This window comes from Microvirga alba (assembly GCF_015694465.1).
Classification (GTDB): Bacteria; Pseudomonadota; Alphaproteobacteria; order Rhizobiales; family Beijerinckiaceae; genus Microvirga; species Microvirga alba.
In genome coordinates this window covers 1-14,845 of the sequence record NZ_JADQDO010000013.1, presented here as the reverse complement: position 1 = coordinate 14,845, position 14,845 = coordinate 1, and the positions used below count along the sequence as shown (strand labels likewise).

Here is a 14,845-nt window from a genome sequence, read left to right as displayed (position 1 = left end):
AGTGCGGGTGGAGTTTTTTCATGAACTGGCTCCTCATATTCATCCCGGTGACGATTGCGCTCGAATGGCTTGCTCCCGCCAAACATCTGCTCCTGTTCATTGCGTCCTCCCTCGCGATCCTTCCGCTTGCCGCATGGATGGGGCAGGCGACCGAGCATCTCGCGGAGCGGATGGGCGAGGGGATTGGCGGCCTGCTCAACGCGACCTTCGGCAATGCGGCAGAACTCATCATCGCGATCGCGGCTTTGCGCGCCGGACTCCATGACGTCGTCAAGGCCTCCATCGCAGGATCGATTGTCGGCAACATCCTGCTGGTCCTGGGAGCGTCCATGCTCGCCGGAGGCCTGCGGCACCCCGAGCAGCATTTCAATGCGGTGGCAGCACGCTCCCAGGCCACGATGCTGACGCTGGCAGCGATCGGCCTGATCCTTCCGGCCGTCTATAACGTGGCCGTTGGACAGCGAAGCTCCGGAAGCCTTGGGGGGCTCAGTATCACTATCTCGGTGGTGCTTCTGGCGGTGTATTGCCTGTTTCTGGTGTTTTCCCTCGTGACGCATTCCGCCCTTTTCACCGGAACACACGATGCTGAAGAAAGAGAGGTGTCCACCCCGCCGTGGAGCGCCGGCCGGGCGGCACTCGTGCTCGCGGCGGCGACGGTGATGATCGCATGGATGAGCGAGATCTTGGTCGGCGCCATCGATCCGGTCGCCAAAGAGTCCGGCCTCAGCAAAGCGTTCGTCGGCGTGTTCATCGTGGCAATACTCGGAAATGCCGCCGAACACGCGACGTCGGTCACCGCCGCGATCAAAAACCGGATGGACCTCTCCCTCTCGATTGCCATTGGCTCGAGCGTGCAGGTCGCGTTGTTCGTCGCCCCCGTCCTCGTGCTCGTCAGCCTTGTCATCGGACCAGCTCCGATGAACCTCACCTTTCCGGCAGGAATGGTCCTTATCGTTCTGCTGTCGGTGTTGATTACGGGGCAGGTGGCAGGGGACGGACGGTCGGACTGGCTGAAGGGCGTTCAACTCCTTGCCGTCTATCTGATCCTCGCTGTAACGTATTTCTTTCTGCCAGATCCGGGCGTGCCATCGAGTCCGTAGAGGTCGCGTTTAGCTTCGCTCATGATCGCGCCCTCGCGCGGGCGTCATTATCCGGCGCGCGGTTCTGAGGCCGCCTTCCTTCTGCACCACGGCGCTCATCAACTCGTCGGTGTGGAGGCTCCCTTTCATGAGGGCTTCGGCCTTGCCCGCCCGGACGAGGCCGACAGCTTGGTGCGCCGAGGCGTGGCTGTGCGGCGCGTCGATGATCGTCAGAGCGGAGATGTCCCCGCCTAAGTCCTTAGCCGCAGCCGCGATCTTGTCGCGCGGGCCGACGAGAATGGGTTCGATCAGGCCCATCTCGACGGCTTCCATCACGGCATCGAGCGAGGCCACGTCGCATGGGTGCGCGACGGCAACCTTGAGTCTGGGCAGCGCGAGCGTCACGCTGACCAAACGCTCATACTTCTCATGACGTCGCTCTTGGCGCCGCAATGACTCGGCTGCCTCTGTCGCCGAGGCGTGGAGGGACATGATCCATTCTCCAGGATACCAGCACGATTAACAGCCGACGTGGTCCTTTGTTTCAGGTACCAGGCTCCGCGACGCCGTCCCGATTTCGAGTTCGCGCGTTATTTCGAAAGTGAGGATCGGGCTAGTTGGGCACCCTGTTTGCGCGTGTAACGATCTCGTCTCCGAAAGCGCTGCTGGAGAACAAACATGAAAACTTTCCGTCATGAGTTGGAGCCGTCCACGCTCACCGGGCGACGATGTAAACTCGGAATCACGATTTTCGTCCTTGCATTCGCGCTGTGGCTGCTTGTTCCGCTAGCTGCCGCGCTCCAGGCGCCGCCCGCTCGCATTGCAGCGATGTCTGGGGCCATTTTCGTTGCTAACAAGGTTATGCTGGTCGTCTGTGTGGCCGTGATGGGAAAGGAGGGCTTCCTACAACTCAAGGATATCCTCTTGAGGGGGCTGTTCCCGGCGGAGGTGGGGCGCACGCGATATACAATCGGGCTGGTGATGTTCTGCCTGCCGCTCGTGTCGGCGATGTTGGAGCCTTATGCCGAGCAATATTGGCCCGATTCAGGATCCGATATCTGGCTTAAGGTGCTAGGCGACCTTATGCTGATCGCGAGCTTCTTCGTGCTCGGCGGTGATTTTTGGGCCAAGGTTCACGCGCTTTTCGTCCGGACAGCCAAGGTCATCGATACCGGAAGCGCGAGCCAGACATCTTAGGTGCGACAGCCGCGCTCTATAAGATAAGTGCAGCGCTTCATGTGAGAAGGGCACACATCGTCCAAAATTCTCAAGGCTGGCGAAGCGCGGGCCCCCGACCGATGGGTAGCAACGGGCCTTTCCTTGCGCCTGTTCTTGAAGATCTCTTGCGTTCTCCTGAAATTCTCCAACTATGCTCACTATCCCTAGATAGGGTGCACGGAGTTAGGTGCGATGGTGGAATAGCAATTGGCGCGCTACGGCTTGCTCCGTCGAATTAACAAAATGCGGCGAGGCCGGGAATAAACCCCTGCCGAAACCAGTCTCCTCATGGCGATCCATCTGAAATCGCGGGAGACGGCGTGCTCGCATACGTTTTCCTCTTTTGATCGCAGGGGAGCGAACCGATGGAATCCCAGCTGACAAAACGCGGAAGCCGACGTGAACTGGCCATTGTGTTGCATGGCCCTCATGGCAACCCTGAAGAAATGCAGGGAGTTTTTACGGCGGTCGAGGAGCGATCCGAGGATATCGACATCCTTGCACCTGTTTTGCCTTACGGCGGCTTTTTCGGTCTGTTCAGGACAACTCCAGTCGAGCAAATCGTTCGCGATGTCGTCGAAGAAATCGACAAGGCGCTTGCCGATCGCGAGAAGCGGGGCGACGGCGGCGTTTACGAGCGTCTCATTTTGGTAGGCTATAGTTGTGGGGCTGTGATCGCCCGCAAAGTCGCCGTAGTCGTGCACGGCGAGACCGCCTCGGCCCCTTTCGCAAAGGACTTGAAAGGGCTCGAAAGGACATGGGCCGGAAGCATTGAGCGGATCATTCTGCTGGCAGGAATGAGTCGTGGATGGGCACCTGAAATCGCGCGCGATTGGTGGCAGTCGACATTCTGGACGCTCGGTTCCTGGTATTGCGCGATCGTCGCGATGCTCCGGCTGCCTGTCCCGACCTTGTATGCCATGCGGCAAGGCCAGCCGTTCATTGTCCAAACACGACTTGAATGGCTGGCTCTGATGAGATCTAGCCGGCTGGTGGAAAAGCGTGCGGCGCGCGCTCGCGAATTGCGCCGTCGAGGGGGCCGGTTCTCCACTTGCGAGACTGTGCCTCCGATTTTCGTGGTTCAGCTGCTCGGCGCGATTGATGATCTGGTTTCGCCGGATGATGCGGTCGATATCGTTGTCCACAAGGGTGACAACGCGTCCTTTGTGCTGATCGAGACGCCGGACACCACGCATCATGGCGCGATAAATATGCGCAAGCCGGACAAGGACCAGCGCAAAATGCTTGAGGGCGCGCTCGGCAGTGTTTTGGCGCCGGGCGCCAAATCTCTCGCGGATATTTGTCGAGAATTCACTCTGGCGGATCAGGCGCGGTTCCTGTTGCTGGCGAAAGCCGCCGGCGACAGTCATGACGATCTCAGAAAAATCGCCGTCGCTCGCGCCCACATGGCCGATACGCTATCCGCCACGCCTGACGACATGGTCACCGACGTTATTTTCGTGATTCATGGTATCCGCGACAAGGGATTTTGGACCCACAAGATCGCGCGCGCCGTCAAACTAGAAGCCGAGCGCGAGCAGCGCGTGTTTCGCTCCTTCACGGGAACCTATGGCTATTTCGCGATATTTCCTTTCGTGGCGCCGTGGGTCCGCCATTGGAAGACGGGTTGGCTCATGGATCATTACGTGTTGATGCGCGCCCTCTATCCTGAAGCAAAATTCTCTTATGTCGGACATTCGAACGGCACATATCTCCTGGGGCACGCCCTGCTGCACTATCCGGCGGCGAAATTCCATCATGTCGTTTTTGCGGGCAGCGTCGTGCGTTGCGACTTTCCCTGGAGCGCACTCTTGCCCGACAAATCAGCAAGCACGCCTGGGCAGGTCGACAAGATTCTCAATTATGTCGCCACCAAGGATTGGGTCGTCGCCATTTTTGCGAAGGCGTTTCAGACGTTCCCGGCAATGTTCGACATCGGAAGCGCCGGATACGATGGTTTCGACGAACATCGGCGAGAGACGCGCCATCCGGACCTGCACGAAGCCAAATTCGTCGTCGGGACACATGGAGCCGGCATTCGCGAAGCCCATTGGAACGATATTGCGCGATTTATTGTGAAGGGCGAACCGCCGACCAGCGATGCGCCCCGCGAGGCACCGCCCGAATGGAAAGCCGTTCAGCCCAGGCTGCTGCGTTTAGCAAGTTTTGGGGCGCCGGCGCTTTTTGTCGTTTGGGTGTTGCTGGGCGCTCTTTTCATATGGTCGCTCGTCACGATCGCATGGGCGGCTTGGCTCCCAGTGCTTTATTGCGTGGCCGTTTATCTCTTCGTCACACGATTCTGAAGAGCTGAAAACAACTAGGCGGGCCCCAAAAAAGCGGAGTTCGTTATGATAAAGCTTCTCGCAGTTAGGACCTCTTTCGGCGCCAGTGTTCCGTCGTCCTCTCCTGTGAGGACGAGACCGAGACCTGGATGACGGCCTGGCCGGGGAGGCCGGGGACGCCGCGCGGTTCAAGGTCGCGTAACCGGGGAGGGAGCGACGCAGGAGGGGAGTACGTCGCCTCTCGCTGAAGCGAAATATGATGGAATGAAGCCGATCACATTGCGTTCGGGTGACCTGACCTTCACGGCCCGCTTTGCCCCTAGGCCAACGGCTGCCGCAAGTTCCGATCCGCGGGACTACAGGAATCTGAGAAGGGACGACTAGGATGGCAATGAATGAAAAATGTGGGGCGAAGTGTGGGCTTCGCCAATCATCGAAGAAATTTCGTCTTATTTTATAAGGCGTTGCGATATTATATGGCGGAGGGGGTGGGATTCGAACCCACGGTACGGTTGCCCGCACGGCGGTTTTCAAGACCGCTGCCTTAAACCACTCGGCCACCCCTCCGGATACGAGGAAGCGAGCCTGTGCCGCCCTCGTTTCGCGATAAAGGCTGTCTAAGGCCGCGAGCCCATCGCCGTCAACTGGTGCGCACGTTTGACCAGGCAGTGAGGCTGCTGGACGCATTTGCCAATCGACCGAAACGTCCAGGAACATGGGGGCGGTCGATTCGTGTCTCTCCTTGCAAGTCTGGTTAACGAAATCTGGTTCGGCGACGCGGAGAAGAGGTGCGGGTCTATATGATTCACCCTCGTGCGGACGGAGCGATACGAGGCTAAAAATTTGATCTAATTGATATTTTTCCGCATGGATGCACACCTTTCTCGCGATCCCCGGGGCTCGCAGTGTGTCGCGTGATCGCAGTCCGGGGCAGGGGTTCGGCCGAAACGTTATGCACCGTGAATTGCCTGCGCGGCTCGCGTGAAAATTTTGTAAGTCTTTGTTATATATGAATTATAAACGCTTATATACAATGTATCGTTGACGCGAGCTTTGCCATTGACAAGCGCGGCTATTTCACCTTCCCTTAAGCGCCGAAATAGCACCTTGGTGGCTGCCCTGCTGAATTGGGTGCCGCGAGATGTGCGAACTAAGGGAATGCGCAACGATATGCATTGTGATCGCGCCGAGTCGAAGACCGGATTGAAGGGGCGCATTGCCTCGGTCAATCATCAGGCCATCCTCCGCATTGCAGGCGTTACCGCCATCGCACTGACGGCCGCGAACTGCTCCAATGTTCGGGGCGGCATCGACCCGAAATACGGCGTTGCTCCGAGCCCCAAGGTCATCGCCGATGGCCAGCCGGTTCCCAAGGGCGGTGGACGCGAACTCGTTGGAAGGCCCTACACGGTCGCCGGCCGCACTTATCAGCCGAACGAGAATAGCCGCTATGCGGGCGTGGGCCTTGCCTCTTGGTATGGGTCGAATTTCCACGGCCGCATGACCGCGAACGGCGAGATTTTCGATCGCGCCTCGATCGCCGCAGCCCATACGACAATGCCGTTGCCAAGCTATGCTCGCGTCACGAATGTGCAGAACGGCCATTCCATGATCGTTCGGGTGAACGATCGCGGGCCGTTTCACGGAAACCGCATCATCGACGTGTCAGAGCGCGCCGCCTCCGCGCTCGGCTTCAAGGGCCAGGGCACGGCGCGCGTGAAGGTGGAATATGTCGGACGGGCCTCGACCAATGGCAGCGACGACCGCATTCTGCTCGCCAGCCTTCGTACCGATGGCCAGCCGGCCTCGCTGACCGGCGCCGCGCCGACGATGATCGCCCAAGCTTCACCACGGCCTAACGCGCCGCGCGATGCAATCGCCTTGCGCGCCTACGAGCCGAGCGACGAGGCCGATGAGGCCCCTGTCGCCGCGGGAAGCGCAGCGCAGACCGTTGCTTCGGCTGCGCCCGTTTCGATGTCTTTCGCGAGCAAGATTCCGCTCCCGCCTGAGCGGCCGTTCGATCTCGGAACGATCCCGAGTGCGGCGACGCCCGTGGCGACGCTCAGCTCGGTCGGTCCCACCGTTCTTCCGCCGTCACGTCCGGTCCTGGCCGGCTTGTATTATTCCGCGCCGGAGGAATCCAAGGCAGGGTTCCACAAGAGCAGCAGCTTCAACACGCTCGATCAGTCGAAGTTCGTGCTCCGGTAGCGCGGTATCCGCCGAAGCACGACGGTTCGGCGGAAAATGATAAGCTAGTTCAATAAATTGGACCGTGATCGGCCGCAAAGATCGGGTTATCCTGCTTTTGCTGATCACGCTCTAAGGATCGAGCGCCCCCGCCAGGGAGGCTGGCCCGTCGTTGAATTGTCCTTGGCGCGCCACAGATTCCCTGTGTCCTAAGGGAAGCGTGTGGGTGTCGTTGCGATGCGCCAAGATGCGAGCTCCCGAAAGCTGGCGATTATCGGCTTTCTTTCCTGTGCCATTTCAGTGCTGGTATTTTCACGAGAAGCGTTGGCGCAGAGCTTCCAGACCACGGCGCCGACCGCCATTCTCATCGACGCCGATACGCAGACCATTCTGTTCGAAAAAAATGCGGATGAGCTGATGGCGCCGGCCAGCATGGCCAAGACCATGACGGCGGAAGTTGTCTTCAGCGAATTGAAGAACGGGCGCTTGTCGATGAACTCGGAGTTCACGATCTCCACGAACGCCTGGCGCAGAGGGGGGGCGGGTTCAGGCGGGTCCTCAATGTTCGCCAAGGTGAACACCAGCATTCGGCTGGAGGATCTTCTGCGTGGCTTGGTGGTCCAATCAGGGAACGACGCGGCAATCGCGATCGCAGAAGGCATTTCGGGCACGGAGGACAACTTCGCCCGGTTGATGAACGAACGAGCCCAGCAGATCGGCCTCACAAAATCGACCTTCCGCAATGCGACGGGCTATAGCGACCCACACCAGAAGGTAACGGTTCGTGACCTCGCCAAGCTCAGCCTTTTCATCATCGACACCTATCCCGATCTCTATAAGATGTTCGGAGAGCGCGAATTCACCTGGAACAAGATCCGCCAGCAAAACCGCAACCCGTTACTCACCATGGACATTGGCGCGGATGGGCTGAAGACCGGCAATATCGAAGAATCCGGCTACGGCCTGATCGGTTCAGCCGTCCAGAACGGCCAAAGACTCATTGTCGTCGTGAACGGCATGAAAACGGCGAAGGATCGTGCCACGGAAGCGCGCAAGCTGCTCGATTGGGGGTTCCGCGCCTTTGAACCTCAGCAGCTTTTCGCCGAAGGGCAGGTCATTGGGGACGCTCAAGTGTTCGGCGGTGACCAGCGTTCCTTACCGCTTGTCTCCAAGAAGCCCGTTCGTGTACTTGTTCGTCGTGGGGAGGGAGAGCGGATCTCCGCCCGCATCGTTTATACCGGCCCGCTCAAGGCTCCTATTCAGAAGGGAGCCGAGGTCGCCCGGATTCAGGTCAACCGTGGTGATATGCAGGCCCTAGAAATGCCCCTTTATGCCAACGAGGACATCAGGGAAGGAAACCTGAGGCAGCGTGCTTTGGACGGTCTTCTTGAATTCGGCACGGGCTGGGTTCGTCGCGCCATGTCGAGCGTGACCAATAAGCTTTGATGGCTGGCATATTCATCACCTTCGAGGGCGGAGAGGGCGCGGGAAAGTCGACACAGATCGGTCGACTTCGCCAGCGGTTCGAACAGCTCGGCCAGCCCGTTCTCGTCACCAGAGAACCAGGCGGCTCGCCCTATGCCGAACAACTCCGGTCCTTCATTCTCGAGGGGCGCGCGAAGCATCTCGGGCCATTCGCCGAGGCGGTCCTGTTCGCCGCCGCCCGTATTGACCATATCGACAAGACGATCGAGCCTGCTCTCAAAAAGGGCGTTCACGTGTTGTGCGATCGCTTTGCGGACTCATTGCGGGCTTATCAAGGATCTTCAGGAAATCTCGATAAACTATTGATAGATGGGCTAGAAAGGGTCACATTGCGGGGTGTCAAACCCGACCTGACCTTGATCCTCGATCTTCCAGCCGAAATTGGTCTGTCCCGTGCCGGTTCGCGCCGCGCCAGCAAGGGGGAGGGGGTTGACCGGTTCGAAGATGAGGCTCTGACCTTCCATCAGACGCTGCGCGGGGCTTTTCTCGCCATCGCCGAAGCCGACCCGAAGCGCTGTGCGGTGATAGATGCCAATCATCCGCCGGATGAAGTCGAGGCCGCCATCTGGGCGACCGTACGCGAGCGGCTTCCGGCTCTGGCGACAAACGTGACGAGGCCGCTCGATGTCGCGTGACGAAGCCGATATGAACGAGCCAGATCAGCTTGAAGGCGTTCGTCATCCGCGACACCAATTCGCTTTCTTCGGGCACGCGGAAGGTGAGGCCGCTTTCATCGAAGGGCTGCGCAGCGGCCGCCTCCATCACGCTTGGCTGATCGGTGGGCCTCAGGGAATCGGCAAGGCCACCCTTGCGTATCGCGTGGCCCGCACCGTTCTCGACCCCCAGAAAAACCGGGATAGCGACATCCAGGATTTGGATGTTGCGCCGACATCCTCTGTCGCTCGTCAGGTGGCGGCGCTGTCGCATCCCAATCTCGCCATTCTCCGGCGCGCGCCGGCCACGGACAAGAAGGGTGCCTCGACCACGATCCCAGTGGATGCGGTGCGGAAGGCTCTCGGCATGTTCGGCTCAACCGCGGCTGATGGCGGTTACAGGGTCTGCATCGTCGACAGCGCCGAGGATCTGACGATCTCCAGCGCCAACGCGCTCCTCAAAGTGATCGAGGAACCACCGCCGCGCTCGCTTTTTCTCATCGTCAGCCATGCGCCCCAGCGCGTTTTGCCGACGATCCGCTCGCGCTGCCGGCGGTTGCTGCTGCGACCTCTCGCAGACCAGGATATTCGATCCGTCATCACCTCTCTGGGATCGCCGTGGACGGAGATTTCGGACGACGTTGTCGATCAGGCGTTGCGGTACAGCGAAGGGTCCGTGCGACGGAGCCTCGAATTGCTGGACGAGGAAAAAGTCGCCTTCATCGAGCACATCAACAGGCTTCTCGAAGGCCTGCCTCGGGCGGATTCCAAGCAGGTTCTGGCGCTTGCCGAGTCCCTTGCTAAACGCGACGCCGGCGAGAATTTCGATCTGACCCTCGAAACAGTGCAGCGCTGGGTCACAGGGCGGCTTCATCAGCATGCAAGCCTTGGCGCATCACGCCTTGCGCCTTTGGTGGAGGTGTGTGACAAGATCGCCCGCTCGGCGCGCGAGATCGACGTGTTCAACCTCGATCGCCGGCCTTTCATCCTGACGCTGTTCGACGATCTTGCCGATGCGGTTCGGCGAACGGCATAGGCCGCTGCCGCCCGGAAGGTTTGACCAGTAAGGTTTTCGTATGGCCGACAAGCAGAAATTCTATATCACCACGGCCATCTCGTACCCGAATGGGGCTCCCCATATCGGCCACGCCTACGAGATCGTCGCGTCCGATGCGATCGCGCGCTTCAAGCGCATTGATGGCTATGACGTGTTCTTCATGACGGGCACGGACGAGCATGGCCTCAAGATCCAGCAAACGGCCGACCGCAACAACACCACACCCAAGGCATTCGTCGACGAGATGGCGGCGAAGTTCCGCGCCATGGCTGACCGGCTGAACTGCTCCTATGATCGGTTCATCCGCACGACCGATTCCGACCACCTACCCTCGACCCAGGAACTCTGGCGCCGCATGGAGGAGAGGGGGGATATCTATCTGTCCAAGTATTCGGGCTGGTACTCGGTCCGGGACGAGGCGTATTACGATGAGAGCGAGCTGACGAAGCAGCCCGATGGAAGCTGGCGCGCCCCGACGGGCACTCCCGTCGAGTGGATCGAGGAGGAGAGTTATTTCTTCCGCCTCTCCGCCTATCAGGACCGCCTGCTGGAACACTACAAGGCAAATCCGGATTTCGTCAGCCCCGAGACCCGGCGCAACGAGATCGTCAGTTTCGTTCGTTCCGGCCTGCAGGATCTTTCGATCAGCCGCACGACCTTCAACTGGGGCCTGCCCGTTCCGGGTGATCCGAAGCACGTGATGTATGTGTGGATCGATGCTCTCAACAACTACCTGACCGGCTGCGGCTTCCCTGAAGAGAACAACCCGCGCTGGCATTACTGGCCCGCCGATGTTCACATCATCGGCAAGGACATCGTTCGCTTCCACACGGTTTACTGGCCGGCTTTCCTGATGTCCGCCGAGTTGCCGTTGCCGAAGCAGGTCTTCGGGCATGGCTTCCTGTTCAATCGCGGGGAGAAGATGTCGAAGTCGGTCGGCAACGTGATCGACCCCTTCGATCTGGCCGAGACCTATGGCGTCGACCAGCTTCGCTATTTCTTCATGCGTGAAGTGCCCTTTGGACAGGACGGCAACTATTCGCACGAGGCCATCGTCAACCGGATCAATGCGGATCTTGCGAACGATCTCGGGAATCTGGCGCAGCGCTCGTTGTCGATGATCGCGAAGAATTGTGATGCGGCTGTGCCCCAACCGGGGGAATTCACGCAGGCCGATCAAGATATGCTGTGGCTTGCTGATGCGCTGCCGGGAAAGGCGAGGGCGGCGCTTGGCGATTACGCCCTGCACACCGCGCTTAGCGAAATCTGGGCCGTTGTCGCGGAGGCCAACCGTTATTTCGCCTCGCAGGAGCCCTGGGTGCTGCGCAAGCAAGACCCCGCCCGCATGGCCACGGTACTTTACGTGACGGCGGAGGTACTGCGCGCGGTCGGAATTCTGGCCCAGCCATTCGTGCCTGAGGCGGCAGCCAAGCTTCTCGATCTGTTGTCGGTTGCCCCCGACCAGCGCGTGCTTGCGGCCGTCGGACCGATCCATCGCCTTAGCGCCGGCACGGCTCTGCCGCAACCTGCGCCGATCTTCCCGCGTTATATGGAAGCGGAGGCGTCTTAAAGCACAGCGCTTCCGCTTTGATCGGCCCTTCGGCCCGGAGCGGAAGCAGCGATGTTCACCACCTTCATGTTCGCCACCGGGATCGAGAATAGCATCCCGACGATCAACAATGGCCGCACCCGCATCGATGAGATGGAAAAGTGCGGCCATTACAAATACTGGCAGACCGATTTCGACCTCGTGAAGGAGCTCGGTCTACAGGTTCTGCGCTACGGGCCGCCGCTCTACACGACCTTTATCGGCCCTGGCCGCTACGATTGGTCTTTCGCGGATACGACCTTCCGCGAACTCGAAAAGCGGGAAATCATTCCGATCGTGGATCTCTGCCATTTCGGCGTTCCCGACTGGATCGAGAACTTCCAGAACCCCGATTTCCCGGAGCTTTTCGCGTCCTATGCGGAGGCATTCGCCGCGCGCTATCCATGGGTGCAGCTCTACACACCCATCAACGAGATGTTCGTCTGCGCCCTGTTTTCAGCCGCCTATGGCTGGTGGAACGAGCAGTTGAAGAGCGACCGCGCGTTCGTCACCGCGCTCAAGCACATGGTCAAAGCCAATGTGCTCGCCATGGAGCGCATTCTCCGGATCAGGCCAGACGCTATTTTCATTCAAAGCGAGTCGTCGGAGTATTTCCACGCGGAGAACCCCGCTGCGATCAAGCCGGCGGAAATCATGAACGCCAAGCGTTTTCTCTCCCTCGACCTCAATTACGGACGGCGCATCGACTCGGAAATGTATGAGTATGTGATGGATAACGGTATGACCCGGGAGGAGTATCATTTCTTCCTCGACCGATCGTCGCTCCGACATCACTGCATCATGGGAAACGACTATTACCTCAGCAACGAGCATCGGGTGAAGGCGAACGGAATCACGACCGCCGCGGGCGATGTCTTCGGCTATGACGAGATCACCCGGCAATATTATGACCGCTTCCGATTGCCCGTGATGCACACCGAAACAAACCTCATGGAGGGGCCGAAGGGCGACGAGGCGGCCAATTGGCTCTGGAAGCAGTGGGCCAACGTGCTGCGCGTCAGGAATAACGGCGTTCCGATCGTCGGCTTCACCTGGTATTCCCTGACTGACCAAGTAGATTGGAACTCCGCCCTTCGGCAGGAAGACAATTGCATCTGCCCCGTGGGGCTTTACGACCTCGATCGCCAGATCCGGCCTGTCGGCAGAGGCTACAAGCAGCTTATTGAGGATTGGTGCGATGTACTGCCGGCTCAGAGCGTCTGCCTGACCCTGCCGATCGTCTATCCCTACGAATACAACGAAGCGCCCGTTCTCCGGCATCGGGAGCGCGCGCGCCGCCTGTTTTCCAATCGCCAGGACGATGTCCAGCAGGCATCCCGGTGAGCCCGGTCGGGAGAATGGTGGACGAAAGGGACGCTATCCGCTTTATGGAGGCAGTGCCATTTCGCCGAAATATTCTCTAGAGGCGTCGAAAGAGGAGGGCGCCTTCCGCTATGTTGATCGACAGTCATTGCCACCTGGATTTCCCCGATTTCCAAACCCGCCTTCCTGGCGTCCTGGCCGCAGCCACAGCGGCGGGAGTGGGCCGAATGGTGACCATTTCGACTCACATCGCCCGCTTTGAGACCTATCGCGCGCTGGCCGAGGCTTACGAGACGGTCTTTTTCACGATCGGCACGCATCCGCATAATGCGGCGGCAGAGCCCGACATCCCGACCGATCGGATTGTTACTCTATCGGCCCATCCGCGCTGCATTGCCATCGGCGAGGCCGGCCTCGACTATCATTATGACAAGAGCCCTCATGACGTACAGCAACGGGTTTTCCGCACGCATATCGACGCTGCGCGGGAGACGGGACTCCCGCTCGTCATCCATGCCCGCAACGCGGATGAGGACATGATCCGCATTCTCTCCGAAGAGATGAGGCGAGGGCGGTTCGGCGCGGTTCTTCATTGCTTCTCCTCGGGGCCAAAGCTCGCTGAGGTCGGCGTCGAGCTCGGCCTTTACGTTTCTTTCTCGGGCATCCTGACCTTCAAGAACTCGGACGATATTCGCCGCATTGCGTCTGCGGTCCCGCGTGAGCGTCTGCTGGTCGAAACGGACGCGCCCTATCTCGCCCCCGTGCCGCATCGCGGAAAAACCAACGAACCGGCCTATGTGGCCAATACGGCCAGAGCCCTTGCGGAAGTCATCGGGGTAAGCGACGCTGAGATCGCGGACATCACGACCGCCAATTTCTATCGCCTGTTCTCCAAGGCGGCACAGGCAGACAGGCTAGCGACCGCGTCATGACGTTGAGACTGACGATCCTCGGTTGCGGGTCCTCCGGCGGCGTACCGCGTGTCGGTGTGGGCTGGGGGGCGTGCGATCCGTCAAACCCGAAAAACCGCCGCCGCCGCTGCTCGGTTCTGGTGGAACGGATGAGCGGAAATGCGACGACGGGCGTCCTGATTGATACATCGCCCGATCTGCGTGAACAGCTTCTCGACGCAGCCGTGACACGGCTCGACGCAGTGTTGTTCACGCACGAGCACGCGGACCATACGCACGGAATTGACGATCTTCGTCCGCTGGCGATCGCCATGCGCCGCAAGATACCGATCTATGCAGACAGGCTAACAAGCGAATTGCTGATGATGCGGTTCGGCTATTGTTTCGAGACCCCGGCGGGGAGCGGCTATCCGCCGATCCTGGAAGCCCATCGGTTGGATCACGACGTTCCGACCGTTATTTCGGGGCCAGGCGGTTCGGTTCAGGCAGTTCCGTTCCGGATGCTGCATGGGGACATCGAAGCGTTCGGATTCCGGTTTGGAAACCTCGCGTATGCGCCGGACGTGAGCGAGGTGCTGGCAGCCAGCATGAGCAATCTAGAGGGACTCGATGTGCTCATTCTGGACGCCTTGCGCTATACGCCGCACCCGACGCATTTTTCAGTCGCTGAGGCGCTGGCATTGATCGAGCGGGTCAAGCCCAAGCGCGCGGTTCTGACGAACCTGCACACCGACCTCGACTATGAAAAGCTCCGAGCCGAACTTCCGCCTCATATCGAGCCGGCTTTTGACGGCATGCGGATCGAGTTCAATTAAGCCCCTGATCATCGTCGTTAAACCCGGATCATGCTCCCGTGACATCCATTCCCGCCCACAGAGACGCCGGCGAGAACGTATAGTCCTGTGCGGGCGTAGAGGTGCAAAGATCTAACATTTTCCAATTCCTCGTATATTTAAGTTCCATAATATATCTTATGCGAATTTTATATTGTCGGCGCAAAGTTAAAATGTCCCACGGTGGCAAACTAGGAATGTCACACTCCCCTGGACGGACGTGCGTTGG

Annotated in this window: 12 protein-coding genes and 1 tRNA gene; 11 read left to right on the top strand and 2 right to left on the bottom strand. The window is 59.5% G+C overall.

Going from position 1 to position 14,845, the window contains the following annotated elements:
• Nucleotides 1-20 precede the first annotated feature (20 nt).
• Nucleotides 21-1,100: a calcium/proton exchanger gene (gene cax / locus I2H38_RS18765; protein WP_196273404.1), complete on the top strand. Its 1,080-nt coding sequence runs from the start codon at nt 21-23 to the stop codon at nt 1,098-1,100.
• A gap of 9 nt (nt 1,101-1,109) precedes the next feature.
• On the opposite strand, the gene I2H38_RS18760 is transcribed toward cax, so the two are convergent.
• Entirely contained in the window at nt 1,110-1,571 is a 462-nt protein-coding gene (locus I2H38_RS18760) for a hypothetical protein (protein WP_196273403.1), read from the bottom strand.
• Nucleotides 1,572-1,757: 186 nt separating this feature from the next.
• Between I2H38_RS18760 and I2H38_RS18755 the strand changes: the two genes are divergently transcribed.
• Nucleotides 1,758-2,276, top strand: coding sequence for a transporter suffix domain-containing protein (locus tag I2H38_RS18755; protein WP_196273402.1), 519 nt, complete (start codon nt 1,758-1,760; stop codon nt 2,274-2,276).
• A gap of 386 nt (nt 2,277-2,662) precedes the next feature.
• Complete coding sequence (locus tag I2H38_RS18750) at nt 2,663-4,600, top strand: hypothetical protein (RefSeq protein ID WP_196273401.1); 1,938 nt, start codon at nt 2,663-2,665, stop codon at nt 4,598-4,600.
• Between the two features lie 456 nt (nt 4,601-5,056).
• Here I2H38_RS18750 and I2H38_RS18745 read toward each other — a convergent pair.
• Nucleotides 5,057-5,146 (bottom strand) — tRNA-Ser (locus tag I2H38_RS18745).
• Nucleotides 5,147-5,737: 591 nt separating this feature from the next.
• Here I2H38_RS18745 and I2H38_RS21440 point away from each other — a divergent pair.
• The 8 genes from I2H38_RS21440 to I2H38_RS18705 all read left to right on the top strand — a co-directional run bounded on the left by I2H38_RS21440 (nt 5,738) and on the right by I2H38_RS18705 (nt 14,598).
• On the top strand, nt 5,738-6,787 hold the full coding sequence (locus I2H38_RS21440; protein ID WP_324617441.1) for a septal ring lytic transglycosylase RlpA family protein: 1,050 nt from the start codon (nt 5,738-5,740) through the stop codon (nt 6,785-6,787).
• A 216-nt stretch (nt 6,788-7,003) separates the two neighbouring features.
• Complete coding sequence (locus tag I2H38_RS18735) at nt 7,004-8,212, top strand: D-alanyl-D-alanine carboxypeptidase family protein (protein WP_196273400.1); 1,209 nt, start codon at nt 7,004-7,006, stop codon at nt 8,210-8,212.
• A complete protein-coding gene (gene tmk / locus I2H38_RS18730; protein ID WP_196273399.1) occupies nt 8,212-8,886 on the top strand; it encodes a dTMP kinase in 675 nt (224 codons plus the stop codon). Before I2H38_RS18735 ends, tmk begins: the two co-directional genes overlap by 1 nt.
• Nucleotides 8,876-9,940 (top strand): DNA polymerase III subunit delta', encoded by a 1,065-nt coding sequence (locus I2H38_RS18725; protein ID WP_196273398.1) that lies wholly within the window; start codon nt 8,876-8,878, stop codon nt 9,938-9,940. The genes tmk and I2H38_RS18725 overlap by 11 nt, the downstream gene beginning before the upstream one ends.
• A 40-nt stretch (nt 9,941-9,980) precedes the next feature.
• Nucleotides 9,981-11,531, top strand: coding sequence for a methionine--tRNA ligase (metG, locus tag I2H38_RS18720; protein WP_196273397.1), 1,551 nt, complete (start codon nt 9,981-9,983; stop codon nt 11,529-11,531).
• Nucleotides 11,532-11,582: 51 nt separating this feature from the next.
• A complete protein-coding gene (locus I2H38_RS18715) occupies nt 11,583-12,893 on the top strand; it encodes a family 1 glycosylhydrolase (protein ID WP_196273396.1) in 1,311 nt (436 codons plus the stop codon).
• A 110-nt stretch (nt 12,894-13,003) separates the two neighbouring features.
• A complete protein-coding gene (locus I2H38_RS18710) occupies nt 13,004-13,804 on the top strand; it encodes a TatD family hydrolase (protein ID WP_196273395.1) in 801 nt (266 codons plus the stop codon).
• The gene (locus tag I2H38_RS18705; RefSeq protein WP_196273394.1) at nt 13,801-14,598 is read left to right on the top strand and encodes an MBL fold metallo-hydrolase; all 798 of its coding nucleotides are present in this window, start codon (nt 13,801-13,803) and stop codon (nt 14,596-14,598) included. Before I2H38_RS18710 ends, I2H38_RS18705 begins: the two co-directional genes overlap by 4 nt.
• The last annotated feature ends 247 nt before the right edge of the window (nt 14,599-14,845 follow it).